Origin of the sequence: Terrabacter sp. RAF57, from assembly GCF_052113925.1 — a bacterium.
Classification (GTDB): domain Bacteria; phylum Actinomycetota; class Actinomycetes; order Actinomycetales; family Dermatophilaceae; genus Terrabacter.
The window spans coordinates 219814-233574 of sequence record NZ_JBFRDT010000011.1 but is presented as its reverse complement, the minus strand read 5'-3'; the positions used below and the strand labels follow the sequence as shown (position 1 = coordinate 233574).

12 protein-coding genes are annotated in these 13761 nt (G+C 72.2%); 8 read left to right on the top strand and 4 right to left on the bottom strand.

Features of this window, described 5'->3' with window-relative positions; genetic code table 11:
- Positions 1–51 precede the first annotated feature (51 nt).
- The 8 genes from AB4Y83_RS14300 to AB4Y83_RS14265 all read left to right on the top strand — a co-directional run bounded on the left by AB4Y83_RS14300 (position 52) and on the right by AB4Y83_RS14265 (position 10200).
- Positions 52–1776, top strand: coding sequence for a helix-turn-helix domain-containing protein (locus AB4Y83_RS14300; protein ID WP_442273936.1), 1725 nt, complete (start codon positions 52–54; stop codon positions 1774–1776).
- A 134-nt stretch (positions 1777–1910) separates the two neighbouring features.
- On the top strand, positions 1911–2873 hold the full coding sequence (locus AB4Y83_RS14295) for a type IV toxin-antitoxin system AbiEi family antitoxin domain-containing protein (RefSeq protein WP_442273935.1): 963 nt from the start codon (positions 1911–1913) through the stop codon (positions 2871–2873).
- Positions 2874–3071: 198 nt separating this feature from the next.
- Positions 3072–4565 carry a uracil-xanthine permease family protein gene (locus AB4Y83_RS14290; protein ID WP_442297288.1) on the top strand — a complete coding sequence of 498 codons (1494 nt, stop codon included), beginning with the start codon at positions 3072–3074 and terminating at the stop codon, positions 4563–4565.
- A 146-nt stretch (positions 4566–4711) separates the two neighbouring features.
- Entirely contained in the window at positions 4712–5629 is a 918-nt protein-coding gene (locus AB4Y83_RS14285; protein WP_442297287.1) for an FAD binding domain-containing protein, read from the top strand.
- Positions 5626–6180, top strand: coding sequence for a (2Fe-2S)-binding protein (locus AB4Y83_RS14280; RefSeq protein ID WP_442297286.1), 555 nt, complete (start codon positions 5626–5628; stop codon positions 6178–6180). Before AB4Y83_RS14285 ends, AB4Y83_RS14280 begins: the two co-directional genes overlap by 4 nt.
- A complete protein-coding gene (gene cutA / locus AB4Y83_RS14275) occupies positions 6177–8618 on the top strand; it encodes an aerobic carbon-monoxide dehydrogenase large subunit (protein WP_442297285.1) in 2442 nt (813 codons plus the stop codon). Before AB4Y83_RS14280 ends, cutA begins: the two co-directional genes overlap by 4 nt.
- Complete coding sequence (locus AB4Y83_RS14270) at positions 8615–9274, top strand: SRPBCC family protein (protein ID WP_442273930.1); 660 nt, start codon at positions 8615–8617, stop codon at positions 9272–9274. The genes cutA and AB4Y83_RS14270 overlap by 4 nt, the downstream gene beginning before the upstream one ends.
- A 2-nt stretch (positions 9275–9276) precedes the next feature.
- Positions 9277–10200 carry a carbon-nitrogen hydrolase family protein gene (locus AB4Y83_RS14265; RefSeq protein WP_442297284.1) on the top strand — a complete coding sequence of 308 codons (924 nt, stop codon included), beginning with the start codon at positions 9277–9279 and terminating at the stop codon, positions 10198–10200.
- Positions 10201–10290: 90 nt separating this feature from the next.
- Here AB4Y83_RS14265 and AB4Y83_RS14260 read toward each other — a convergent pair whose 3' ends face one another.
- From AB4Y83_RS14260 to AB4Y83_RS14245, 4 genes are all read right to left on the bottom strand, one after another.
- The gene (locus AB4Y83_RS14260; protein WP_082619924.1) at positions 10291–10848 is read right to left on the bottom strand and encodes an RDD family protein; all 558 of its coding nucleotides are present in this window, start codon (positions 10846–10848) and stop codon (positions 10291–10293) included.
- A 13-nt stretch (positions 10849–10861) separates the two neighbouring features.
- A complete protein-coding gene (locus AB4Y83_RS14255) occupies positions 10862–11881 on the bottom strand; it encodes a hypothetical protein (RefSeq protein ID WP_442297283.1) in 1020 nt (339 codons plus the stop codon).
- Between the two features lie 157 nt (positions 11882–12038).
- Positions 12039–13229 carry an RNA polymerase sigma factor gene (locus AB4Y83_RS14250; protein ID WP_442297302.1) on the bottom strand — a complete coding sequence of 397 codons (1191 nt, stop codon included), beginning with the start codon at positions 13227–13229 and terminating at the stop codon, positions 12039–12041.
- Between the two features lie 26 nt (positions 13230–13255).
- Positions 13256–13696, bottom strand: a complete 441-nt coding sequence (locus AB4Y83_RS14245) for a YciI family protein (RefSeq protein ID WP_442297282.1) — start codon at positions 13694–13696, stop codon at positions 13256–13258.
- Between the last annotated feature and the right edge of the window lie 65 nt (positions 13697–13761).

The following is a 13761-nucleotide window of genomic DNA, read 5'->3' as shown; positions in this document are numbered from 1 at the left end:
CCTGCCGCGGACCGCTGACGTGACGCTATCGACGGTGGGTAGGGTGCGCTCATGGTGAAAGTTGCCAACGATCCGCCCCTGCCCGAGGGTGACTTGCCAGCCGCGGGGCGCTCCGGCGAGCCCGAGCCCGAGGTGTCCGGCATCTCGCTCCGGCTCATCGCCGGTCTCGCCGCGACCGCGCACGGCGTCGTCCGTGCCGAGGCCGCACGCCTCGACGTCAGCGTCGACAGCACGACGCCGCTCCGGTCCGCCCTGCGCGACGACCCCCCGGCCCGGCTGACCCACCGGCTCGTGCTCGCCGACGCGGCGGCCCTCGCGGAGCAGGACGGTGACGCAGCGTCGCTCGCCGCCACGGTCGCCGCCCTCGACACCGCCGGAGCCGCAGGGCTCGTCGTCTCCGGGCTGTCGGGCAGGCGGCTCGCCGCCCTCGTCAAGGCGGCCGAGTCGACGGGCCTGCCGCTCATCGACGTCCCGCTCGACCACATCGCGACCTTCACGACCGACGTGCTGAGCGCGATGCTCGAGCACCAGACCGCGATCCTGCGCCGGCTCGAGGACGCCGACCGGGCCCTCGTGCAGATCGTCCTCGCCGGCGGCTCGCTCGACGACCTCTGCGAGCAGGTGGTCGGCTTCCTCGACGGCGCCGTGATGGTGACGACGACCGACGGCCGCGTCATCGCCCGTGCCGGTTCGCAGCGCGAGCTCGACCACGCGCTGTCCCTCGAGTGCTTCGACCGCACGGGGCGTCTGCTCACCGAGGCCGAGCCGATGGGCCCGCGCCCCGACGGCCCGACCGCCAACCGCTCCGCCGTGCGCATCGTCGCCGGCCACCTCGACCACGGCGTCCTCATGGCGTTCTGCAGCCACCGGCACCTGACGGTCGACGACGTGCGGCTGCTCGAGCGAGCCGCGACGGTCGCCGCCCTCGCCATCACCAAGGACCAGGCCGTCTCGGCGGTCGAGAGCAAGTACCGCGCTGAGTTCCTCCGCGACGCCCTCGCCGGACGTGCCGGCTCCCCCGTCGACGCCGTCGCCCACGCCAGCTCGCTCGGCTGGGACATCGACCGGCCCATGGTCGTCGTCGTGGCCGAGACCGACGAGGACGACGACCGTTCGACCCGCGACGCCGACGAGGTGCGCTTCCTCCAGCAGCGCTTCGCCCGCGCCTGGACGCACGCCGTGGCGGTGCGCGACTCCCGTTCTCCCGTCATGGGATTCAGCCGCGAGGTGGTCGCCCTCATCGGAGTCCCCTCCGGCGCCGAGACCGAGCAGGTCATGCGCATCGTCGGCGAGTACGTCCGGGTCGTGCGGGGCGACGGCGGTGGCGGTCGACGCAGCTTCTCGGCCGGAGTCTCGCGGCCCATCACCTCGGTCGCCGGCCTGCCCCAGGCGTACGACGAGGCCCTCTCGGCGGTCACCGTCGGCCGCCAGATGCACGGCGACGGCGCCACGACCCACGTCGACGGCCTCGGCATCTACCGGCTGCTCGCGCTCATCCCCGACGGCGCCGACCTGCGCCGCTTCGTCACCGAGTCGCTGCGCGAGCTGGCCACCGACGACTCACCGGAGTACGCCGGCCTGCGCCAGACCCTGAGCATCCTCATCGACACGAACATGAACGTCGCCGAGACCGCACGCCTGCTCTTCTTCCACTACAACACCCTGCGCTACCGCATCGGCAAGCTCGAGAAGATCCTCGGCCCGTTCACGACCGACGCCGACCTGCGCCTCACCCTCGCCCTCGCGCTCAAGATCCACCAGATGCGCGGCATCTGACTGCCACCCCTGGCGTATGCCGTGTCGCGCGGTTCGTGGAACATCGCACCCCTGCGCAGGGGTCCGACGTTCCACGAGCACGGGCCTGTGGAGGCGGCGGACGGCGTCGGAGGCGATCGCGTGACGATCAGGGAGTGGACGCACTCCTCCGGGCACGGGCCGCCGGTCAGTCCGGCCTGCTCACCCGGAAACAGGCGCTGGATGCAGGCCTGACGCCGAAGGCGATCGAGTGGCGCCTCGGCACCGGCCGGTGGCAGGTCGTCCACCCCGGGATCTACCAGACCCTGCCCGGCCGCGACGGCTGGGAGAGCCGCGCCGTGGCGGCACTGTTGCATGCGGGCCCGGGGTCGGCGCTGAGCCACGAGAGTGCGGCGCACGAGTGGGGCCTCATCAGACAGGCACCGGGCACCATCACGGTCGTGATCCCGGCCGAGCGGAGGGCGCGACCGGTCGAGGGTGTCACGATCCGGCGGAGCCGGCACGCGGCGGCCAGGACCGACCCTCGCGCCTGGCCGCATCGCACGCAGGTCGAGCACACCGTGCTCGACCTGTCCTCCGGACGAGGGCCGGATCGTGCGATCGCCCTTGCCGCCAAGGCGGTCGGTCTCGAGCTCACGAGCACCGAGCGCCTGAGGTCGGCGCTCGGCGACAGGCATGGACAGCGTGACCGGTCCCTGCTGCTCGAGGTCTTCGCCGAGGTCGCCGAAGGATGCGAGAGCCCGGCGGAGCGACGCTACCTCCGCGGTGTCGAGCGCGCCCACGGCCTGCCGCGTGGGCGTTCGCAGTCGCCGTTCGGGCGAGCCGGGCGGCGGGACCGCGAGTACGAGTGGGGCGTCGTCGTGGAGGTCGACGGGAGGCTCGGGCACGCGTCGTGGACCGACGTCCAGCGCGACGGCCGACGCGACCGCTCGTCGCTCGTCGCCGGCCGCGTGACGCTGCGGTGCTACTGGACCGACCTCGTCCCGAGCCCCTGCGGACTGGCCGGCGAGGTGGCGCAGGTGCTGCGCGCCCGCGGCTGGTCCGGGCGTCCACGGTCATGCGGATCGGCGTGCACCATCGACGAGCGCTCTGCGGTGTGGAACGTCGCACCCCGCTGAGGGGGTGTGGGCTTCCACGGCGGGAGCCGGCGGACCGCCGGAACGGGGGTGACGGCATACGTCATCTCCTGCCAGAGGGGCTCCGTCGGCGTGTATCAACGTTTGACGAACGCAGTCCCCTGTCGTGGGAGTAGTTTTCGGCCATCCCGGAGTGGGACGTGACCCCCATCACCTCATGGGGCAACCATAGGAGTCGGAATGGCTTTGGGCTTGGGCTGGAAACTGCACGGGGACGGCAAGACGATGGGCCCCGACGACGTCGTGGCCCCTGACGAACGACTGTCGTGGGGCAGGACGGTCGGTCTGGGTGCGCAGCACGTCGTCGCGATGTTCGGGGCGACCTTCGTCTTCCCGCTGGTCATGGGTCTCAACGCCCAGCTCGCGATCATGATGAGCGGAATCGCGACGATCTGCTTCCTGCTCATCGTCAACGGGAAGGTCCCGAGCTACCTCGGCACGTCGGCGAGCTTCGTCGGTGCGGTGGCGGCCATCCGCGCCCAGGGCGGCACCTCCGCCGACGTGACGGGCGCGATCCTCGTCGCCGGCGTCGTGCTCGCACTCGTCGGTGTGGCGATCCACTTCGCCGGGTCCGCGGTGCTGCACAAGGTGCTGCCGCCGGTCGTGACCGGCGCCGTCGTCATGCTCATCGGCTTCAACCTGGCGCCGGTCGTCGCCAGCATTTACTGGCCCCAGGACCAGTGGGTCGCGCTGCTCGTCATGGCGTTCACGATCATCTGCGCCGTCGCCTTCAAGGGCTTCGCGTCGCGCATCGCGGTCTTCCTCGCCCTGATCTTCGGCTACATCATCTCGTGGATCTTCGACAAGGTGTTCGGCCAGATCACGTCCTTCGACGCCGGCGCCGGCAAGGTCACGACGCACTTCCGCACGAACTTCGACAACCTCGCGAGCCAGCCCTGGTTCGGCCTCCCGCCGACGTCGACGACCGGCGCCGACGGCAAGGAGATCGTCGGCATCCACGCACCGTCGTTCTCGGTCGCCGCCATCCTGCTCGTCCTCCCGGCCGTCATCGCGCTCATCGCGGAGAACACCGGCCACGTCAAGGCCGTCGCCGAGATGACGAAGTCGAACCTCGACCCCTACATGGGTCGCGCCATCGCCGCGGACGGCATCGGCACGGTCATCGCCAGCTCGGTCGGTGGCTCGCCGACGACGACGTACGCCGAGAACATCGGCGTCATGGCGGCCACCCGCGTCTACTCGACGGCGGCCTACTACGTCGCTGCGGTCGTCGCCATCATCTTCGGCCTCTCGCCGAAGTTCGGCGCGCTCGTGGCCTCTGTGCCGGGCGGCGTGCTCGGCGGTATCACCGTCGTGCTCTACGGCATGATCGGCCTGCTCGGCGCGAAGATCTGGAAGGAGAACGGGGTCGACTTCGGCAACCCGATCAACCTCGTGCCCATCGCGGCCGGCATCATCATCGGCATCGGCGGCGTCTCGCTCGTCTTCACGTCGGACTTCACGCTCGGTGGCATCGCACTCGGCACGATCGTGACCATCGTGGCCTACCACGCGGCCCGCGCCCTCGCCCCGACAGACCTGCGTGAGCGGGCCGACGCCGCGAGCGGCACGATGATCTCGCTCGGCGAACGGGAAGGGGACTACGGCGACGCCGACGGCATCGACGACCTCTACCAGGACCGCCCGGGCGGACCGGACCTGCGCCGCCGCTGAGACAGCACGCACCACCGGCCCGTGGGCTCCCGATCTCGGATCGGGGGCCCACGGCCCGTTCACGGCAGAAGTTGCCAAAAGCCCACGGGCAGCGATGCACAACCATCACTAGTCCCCACCGGGGGTCGGAAGGCAGGATCAGTTCGGTGAAGCCCGCCCCCTTCGAGCACCACGCACCGCTCACCGTCGAGCAGGCCGTCTCCGTCCTCACCGAGGTCGGCCACGACGGCAAGGTCCTCGCGGGCGGGCAGAGTCTCATCCCGATCCTCAACATGCGCCTGGCCTCGCCGGCGCACCTCGTCGACATCAACCGCGTCGCCGGCCTCGACACCGTCGAGGTGACACCCGAGGCCGTACGCGTCGGAGCGCTCGTGCGCCACGCCGGGCTCGAGCGCTCCGCGGAGGCGTATGCCGCCCTCCCCCTCCTGCGCCAGGCGCTCGTCAACGTCGCCCACCCGGCCATCCGCAACCGCGGCACGACGGTCGGCTCCATCGCCCACGCCGACGCGGCCGGTGAGATGCCCGCGATCCTCGCCCTGACCGGCGGGGTCGTCGAGGTGGCGGGCCCGTCCGGGTCGCGCGAGATCGCGTGGTCGGACTTCTTCCTCGGCGCCCTCGAGACGTCGCTCGCGGCCGAGGAGCTCGCCGTCGCGGTGCGCTTCGGCCGCTTCCCGGCCGGCACCGGCACCGCGTTCACCGAGGCGGCCCGACGTCACGGCGACTACGCCATGGCCGGCGTCGGGGTGGCCCTGACGGTCGCCGACGGCGTCGTCTCCGGCGCCCGCGCCTCGTTCGTCTCCGTCACCGACGTGCCCTCGGTCCTCGACCTCGGACCGGCCCTCGACGGGGTCGAGCCGGGCTCGGGCGCGTGGGACGCGGCGCTCGACACCGCCGCCGAGGCGGTGCGCGGACACGTCGACCCGGAGGGCGACATCCACGCGAGCGCCGACTACCGCCGCATGCTCGTCACCGAGCTGACCCGCCGGGTCCTCCCCCAGGCCGCCGACCGCGCCCGACGCCCCGCACCGAACGCTGCGTTCGGTGAGGAAAGGGGAGGACGATGACCGACCTCGGACCCGATGTTGCCGGCATCACGGAGCGGCTCCACGACGTCACGGTCTCCGTGAACGGCGTGCGCCACTCCGCCGCCGTGCCCGCTCGCCGGCTGCTCTCGGACTTCCTGCGCCACGACCTCGAGCTGACCGGCACCCACGTCGGCTGCGAGCACGGCGTCTGCGGCGCCTGCACCGTCCTCGTCGACGGCCAGCCGATGCGCTCGTGCCTCATGTTCGCCGTCACGGCGCAGGACCACGTGATCACGACCGTCGAGGGCCTCTGCTCGGCGCCCGACGCGCGCGTCGCCCCGACCGGCGAGTCGATGAACCCGGTCCAGCAGGCCTTCGCCGAGTGCCACGGGCTCCAGTGCGGCTTCTGCACACCGGGCTTCCTCACGACCGTCACGGCCTACCTCGAGGAGAACCCCTCACCGACGAGCGAGCAAGCACGAGAGGCGATCTCGGGCAACCTCTGCCGCTGCACCGGCTACCAGAACATCGTCAAGAGCGTCCTGCGCGCCGCCGAGATCAAGGCCGAGCGGGCAGAGGAGCTGGCGTGACGACCCAGATGTTCGGCGCGCCGATCAGGCGCAAGGAGGACCCGCGCCTCGTCACCGGCGGCGGCCGCTACCTCGACGACCTCGGCCACGACGCCCTCGCGGCCGCCTTCGTCCGCAGCCCGCACGCCCACGCCCGCATCGTCGACATAGACGCCTCCGAGGCGATCGAGGTCGAGGGCGTCGTCGGTATCTACGTCCACGAGGACCTCCCGGGCCGGGTCGGCGAGCCGCTGCCCCTGCTCATCCCGCACCCGACGCTGACCCACGGCCGCACCGGCTACGCCCTGGCCAAGGACGAGGTCAACCACGTCGGCGAGCCGATCGTCATGGTGGTCGCCACCGACCGCTACGTCGCCGAGGACGCCTGCCAGCGCATCCGCGTCACCTACGACCAGCTGCCCGTCGTCGTCGGCATCGAGGCGGCCCGCTCCGGCGAGCTGCTCGTGCACGACGACGTGCCCGACAACGTCGCGGCCCACATGCTCCAGGAGGTCGGCGACGTCGACGCCGCGATGGCCGCCGCCCCGCACACCCTGACGCTCGACCTCGACATCGAGCGCAGCGCGTGCATGCCCATGGAGGGCAAGGGCGTCTACGCCCGCTGGGACCGCGACCGCGACGAGCTGCGGATGTACTCCTCGACCCAGACCTCGACCGGCGTGCGCGCCGCTGTCGCCGCCAAGCTCGACCTGCCGCTCGCGAAGGTCGAGTGCATCGCCCCCGACGTCGGCGGCGGCTTCGGCGTCAAGATCGTCCACCCGTGGCCCGAGGAGGTCCTCGTCCCGTGGGCCGCGATCCTCCTCGGCCGCCCGGTCAAGTGGGCCGAGGACCGGCGCGAGCACTTCATCAGCGCGGCGCACGAGCGCGGCCAGCTCCAGCGGGTCACCGTCGGCTTCGACGACGAGGGCCACCTGCTCGCCCTCGACGTCAAGCTCTGGCACGACAACGGCGCCTACACCCCCTACGGCATCATCGTCCCGATCATCACCTCGACCCAGCTGCTCGGCCCCTACAAGCCGGGGACCTACCGCTGCGAGTTCTGGTCGCTCTACACGAACACCGTTCTCGTGACGCCCTACCGGGGTGCCGGACGCCCGCAGGGATGCTTCGCCATGGAGCGCACGATGGACGCCATCGCCGACGAGCTCGGCCTCGACCGCGCCGAGGTGCGCTCGCGCAACTTCATCCTCCCGGCCGAGATGCCGTGGGACCACGGCCTGCTCTTCCAGGACGGACGCCCGCTCAAGTACGACTCGGGCGACTTCCCGGCGAGCCTCGCCAAGCTCAAGGACCTCGTCGGCTGGGACGACTTCGCCGACTACCGCCGCGAGGCCGAGGCCGAGGGCCGCAAGGTCGGGCTCGGCATCGGCTGCTACGTCGAGGGCACCGGCGTCGGTCCCTACGAGGGCGGCCACATCCAGATCGAGACGAGCGGCCGCGTCAACGTCTCGACGGGCCTGACGTCGCAGGGCCAGGGGCACGAGACCGTCTTCGCCCAGATCGTCGCCCAGGAGCTGGGCGTGCGCATGGAGGACGTCTACGTCACCACCGGCGACACCCGCAAGATGGCGTATGCCGTGGGCACCTTCGCGTCGCGCGCCGCGGTCATGAGCGGCAGCGCCATCGCCCTCGCCGCCCGCAACGTGCGGGCCAAGGCGCTGCGCATCGCCGCCGACGCCCTCGAGGTGTCGTCCGAGGACCTCGAGATCGTCGAGGGCACGGTGCGGGTCAAGGGTGCTCCGGCGACGTCGATGAGCCTCGGCACGGTGTCGGTGCTCTCCAACCCGCTCCGCTACGCGTTCGACGAGGCGGCCAAGGCCGCGACGCAGTTCGCCGGCACCTTCGACCCCGACAAGCCCCCGGTGGCGGACGACGAGGAGCCGGGCCTCGAGGGCAAGGACTTCTACTCCCCCACCCAGGCGACCTTCGCCAACGGCATGCACGCGGCGATCGTCGAGACCGATCCCGTCACCGCCGAGATCAAGATCCTGCGCTACTGCGTCATCCACGACTGCGGCACGATGATCAACCCGATGATCGTCGAGGGCCAGGTCCACGGTGGCGTCGCCCAGGGTGTCGGCGGCGCGCTCTACGAGCGGATGGCCTACGACGAGTCGGGGCAGCTGCTCAACGCGAGCTTCATGGACTTCCTCATGCCCTACGCGTCCGAGGTGCCGACCATAGAGGCCGACCACCTCGAGACCCCGTCGCCGCTGAACCCCTTGGGCATCAAGGGCGCCGGCGAGGCGGGCTGCATCCCCGTGTCGGCCGTCATCGCGTCGGCCATCGAGGACGCCGAGGGCTTCCCGATCACCCGGATGCCGATCTCGCCCTACGACCTCTGGGAGCTGCGCCGCCGCCACGCGGACGGCGAGATCCCGTCCCTGCACCGCACGACCCGCACGACGCACCCGTCATCGAAGGAGCCGACCGCATGAAGATCACCGGATCCGCCACCCTCGCGGCCGACCCGCAGCAGGTGTGGGACGCCTTCCACGACCCGGCCGTGCTCGCGCGCTGCCTGCCGGGCTGCGAGCGCCTCACCGAGCTCGGCCCCGACCACTACGCCATGACCGTGACGGCGGGTGTCGCCGCCATCAAGGGCACCTACGACGGCGAGGTGTCCCTGCGCGACCCGCAGCACCCCGGATCCTTCACCATGAAGGCCTCGGGTGCGGGCGCGCCCGGCACCGTCGACGCCGACGTCGTCGTGCGGCTCGCACCGTCGAGCGCCGGTGGCACCGACCTGACCTACGACGCGGACGCGTCCGTGGGAGGCGTCATCGGCGGCGTCGGCCAGCGCATGCTCGCCGGCGTCACGAAGAAGATGGCGGGACAGTTCTTCTCGGCCGTCGACGCCGACATCTCGGGCGTCCGCCCCGCCACCCCGAGCGCCCCCGCGGCCCTCACGCCGACCGCGGCACCCGGCATACCTGCTGGCGCTGCGGCGCCCGGCACCCCGGTGTCGTATGCCGGTCGGCCGGCTCCCACGGGGTCGTTCGCCGGGCGCGAGTACGCCCTCGGCGTCGTCACCGGCGGGGCCGTCGCTCTCGTCGGTGTCCTCGTCGGCTGGGCGATCGGTCGGAGGAGCTGACGATGCGTGCCTTCACCGCCGCGGCCGTCCAGGTCGCCCCCGTCCCGGCCCCCCTCAGCGCCGAGACCATCCGGGCCAACGTCGACACGTGCGTCGACATGACGCGGCAGTGTGTCGCAGCCACCGGGGCCGAGCTCGTCGTGCTCCCCGAGACCGCGACCACGGGCTTCACCCCGGGCTGCTCCAAGGAGGAGCTCTGGGACCTCGTCACCGAGCTGCCCGGACCGATGGTCGAGCCGATCCAGGCCGTGGCCCGTGAGCTCGGCGTGCACGTCTGCGTCGGCACCTACGAGCGCGGGCCCGAGCGTGGCGTCGTCTACAACTCCTCGGTGCTCGTCGGCCCCTCGGGTGAGGTCCTCGGGATCTACCGCAAGACGCACCCGTTCTGCTCCGAGATCGTCAGCGGCGGCGGCTGGGTCACCCCGGGCGACACCGTGACGGTGTGCGACACCGAGCTCGGCCGCATCGGCATGATCATCTGCTTCGACGGCGACTACCCCGAGCTCTCGCGCATCCAGGCGGTCCAGGGTGCCGAGGTGATCTGCCGGCCGTCGGCGCTGCTGCGCTCCGCCGACATCTGGGACCTCACGTCGCGCGCGCGGGCCTACGACAACCACGTCTACGTCATCGGGGCCAACGCCGTCGGTGCCGACCCCGCGGGTGTGCTCTACTTCGGCAACTCGCACATCGTGACGCCGATCGGCCACGTCGTCGCCAAGGCTGCGACGCACCCGGGCTGGGTCTCGGCCCGGCTCGACCCGGCCGACGCGCTCTCTTCGCTGACCCCCGGGTCCAACGTCGGGCAGGCGTTCGACCACCTGCGCGACCGCAACCTCGACCTCATCCGCAACCACCGGGCCGAGCTCGAGGGCGTCGCCGAGACGTCGTTCCCGCACGCCCCGATCCACCGCGGCGAGGCCGGCTGACCTCCGGCGGCGCCCCGACGCCGATCCGCCGCCGACCCGGCGCCGACCCGGCGGCGACGAACCGACGACGTGGGTACGCGCCGTCGGGGCTCAGTCCTCCGGGGGCAGCACGATCGCCCGTGGGGTCGACGTGGGCTCGTGACCCCGGCCTGCGTTGGACGTCCAGTCGTAGACGACGGACGTGCGCAGCAGGATGTCCGGTAGCGACCGGTTCTCGCGGCTGACGACGACCCAGAAGAGGACGATCGGGAACATGACGCACGCCGCGGCACGCAGGAAGGCCCGCGCGAGACCGATCGTGCGCCCGCCGTCGTCGACGACCCGAAGGCCGAGCAGGCGGTTGCCGAAGGTGCGGCCCGTCGTGGCCCACGCGACGGTGAGGTATGCCGTGAGCAGCCCGAGCACGAGCAGGAGCAGTCGCAGGCCGCCGGGGTCGGGGAAGTGGAAGGACTGCGGACCGAGCAGGAAGATCGTGCCCGCCCACGCGGCATACATGAGGGCGACGCCGAGGAGGGCGACGACGAGGTCGACGGCTCCGGCGGCCACCCGCGTGACGATGCCGGCGCGGTGCCCCTGGACCGAACGGGCCGGGCCGGGCAGGACGATCCGCGAGACCGGGTCCCGGCCGGGGCGCGACGGTGACGTCATGACGCCGCGCCGCTCATCCGGCTGACCCGGGGATCACGGGTCGGGTGGTGATCTCGGTGGCAGGGAGGCCCGGACCCGGCGCCCTCGGCCTGCGCCGGAGCATGCGGTCGACGACGTGCGCGACGCGTTCGTCGGCCCCGACGCCCTGCCAGCGCACCTCGCGCATCCCCTCTGAGGCCATGGCCCCGGACGAGCTCTGGATGATGCCGGGGAGGTCGATCTCCTCGACGACGTACTCGGCGAGGCCGATGAGATCGAGTCTGCCCACGACGGCGTCGAGGTCCAGCCGCTGCGCGACGGCGTTGACGTCGACCCGGTCCAGGATCGCGTCGAGGTCGATGCGCGCGGCGATGGCGTCGATGTCGACCCGGCCGACGATCGCGTCGATGTCCACACCCGAGACGGCACGGTCGAGGTCCACCCGGGCGACGATCCCGTCGATGTCGAGCCGCTCGATGACCGCCCCGATGTCGACCCTGGACACCGCCCGGTCGAGGTCCACCCGGGCGACGATCCCGTCGATGTCGAGCCGCTCGACGATGGCGTCGACGTCGACCCGGGAGACGATGGCGTCGATGTCGACCCGGGAGACGATCGCGTCGATGTCGACCCGGGAGACGGCACGGTCGAGGTCCACGGTGCTCACGACCGCGTCGAGGTCGACGTGGTCGACGACGATGTCGGTGAGGTCCACGACGTCGAGCACGGCCTCGACGACGGCCGCGGCCACCCGTTGGGCCGTCACCTCGACGCGTCGACCCAGCTCGCCCCGTCGCGAGTGCCCACGAAGGAGCAGCTCCTGCGACCAGTCCGCGCGACGAAGCCGGGAGCCCAGGCCGGTCAGCGCCGCAGCCATCGGAGCCTTGACGACGGCCGTGACCAGCGTCGGTGGCCGGATCGCCCCGACCACGCGGCCGACGGTCTCGACCCCGACCGCGGCCAGACCGAGCACCAGCTCGGCGAGGTCCGAGGCCGTCAGCGGCTCATAGCGCACGACGGTCTCGTCCGTCCCGCCTGCCGTGGTCTCGTCCATGCCTCGTCCTCACGCCTCGGTGCGCCGTGACCCGCGCGGCCGGCGCCGTTGACTCGTTCCGTCGACTCGTTCCGTGTCCAGCATGCGTCCGACTGCCCGCCGCCGGCATCACCCCCGACGAGTGAAGGCCCGCCGACCCGGTCCCAGCCGCGGTGGCTCAAGCCTGGGGCGAGCGCAGTCGAGCGGCTCGGGCGGCGAGGTGCTGACGCTCCGCCTCGTTCGTCGCGGTCGCCGCCGCGCGGTCGAGCAGGTCGGCAGCCGGGCCCGCGTCGCCCGCCATCTCGAGCAGCTGCCCGCGCACCGCGAGCCAGCGGTGCGTCGTGCCGAGCCTGTCCTCGACCTCGTCGACGACGGCGAGGGCAGCCTCCGGGCCCTGCGCCATGGCCACCGCCACGGCCCGGTTGAGCGTGACCACCGGGTTGCCGGTGACCTGCTCGAGCAGCCCGTAGAGCGAGAGGATCTCGTCCCAGTCGGTGTCCGCGGCGGTTGGCGCCCGGTCGTGGACCGCGGCGATGGCGGCCTGCAGCTGGTACTCCCCCACGGCCCCGAGCGTCATGGCCCGGCCGAGCAGGTCGAGCCCCTCGGCCACGAGCGAGACGTCCCACCTCGAGCGGTCTTGGTCGGGCAACGGCACGAGCGCTCCCGCGGCGTCGCTGCGCGCCGGGGTGCGCGCCTCGAGCAGCAGCATGAGCGACAGCAGACCCAGGGCCTCGGGGTGGTCGGGAGACCCGTCGACGAGCATCCGCGTCAGGCGGATCGCCTCGCGGGACAGCGAGGTCCGCTGCACCCTGTCGCCGTGGGTGCTCGCATAGCCCTCGTTGAAGACGAGGTAGAGGACGTGGAGCACGGAGCGGACACGCTCCTCGCGGTCAGCACCGGACGGCATACGAAAGCCTGCGCCGGAGGCGCGGACCGTGGCCTTGGCGCGGCTGATCCGCTGCGCCATCGTCGCCTCCGGCACGAGGAAGGCCTTGGCGATCTCGGCGGTCGTCAGGCCGCCGACGGCGCGCAGCGTCAGCGCGATCGCCGAGGCCGGGGTCAGCGACGGGTGGCAGCAGAGGAAGAGGACCGTGAGGCTGTCGTCGTGGTCGACGGGGTCGTGTGCCGGGACCTCCCAGGCGATGACGCGCGCCTCGCGCTCGCGCCGGGCCGCGTCACTGCGCCACAGGTCGACGAGCCGCCGCGAGGCGGTCGTGACGAGCCAGGCACGCGGCTCGTCCGGAAGCCCGTCGACGGGCCAGCGCCGGGCTGCGACGAGCAAGGCCTCCTGGACGGCGTCCTCGGCGGAGTCGAAGTCGCCGAACCGGCGGCTGACGATGCCGACGACCTGCGGCGCGAGCGCGCGCAGCAGGTCGTCGACGGCGGGTGCAGAGGTCAGCGGGTGCCGCCCGCGGTGCGCAGGAAGGCGTCCATCTCGTCGGTGTTCGCGGGCGCCTCCTCCATGACCTGGCGCACGTGGATCGGCTGCCGGGTGGGCACGCCACCGCGCCCCGGCACCGCCGACATGAGCGACGCGATCTCGAGGGCGCGCTCCTCCGAGTCGACCTCGACGACCTGGAAGCCGGCGAGCCACTCCTTGAACTCCTGGAACGGTCCGTCGGTGACGACCGGCGCCGCACCGTCGTACCGGACGATCTTGGCGAGGTCGGGGCCCGTGAGGATCGTCGACGAGACGAGCTCGCCGTTGGCCTCGAGCTCGCCGACAAGCCTCTCGTAGTAGTCGAGGTGGGCCTGGACCTCCGCCGGGGTCCAGTCGGACATCGGGGCCGGGTCGTCGCCGGCCTGGAAGTCCACGCCGATGAGGTACTTCGCCATGTCTCACTCGCTCCTTCGTCGGGTCGTGCCAGCGTGGCACGCTCACCCGGGGGACGGAGCGGACG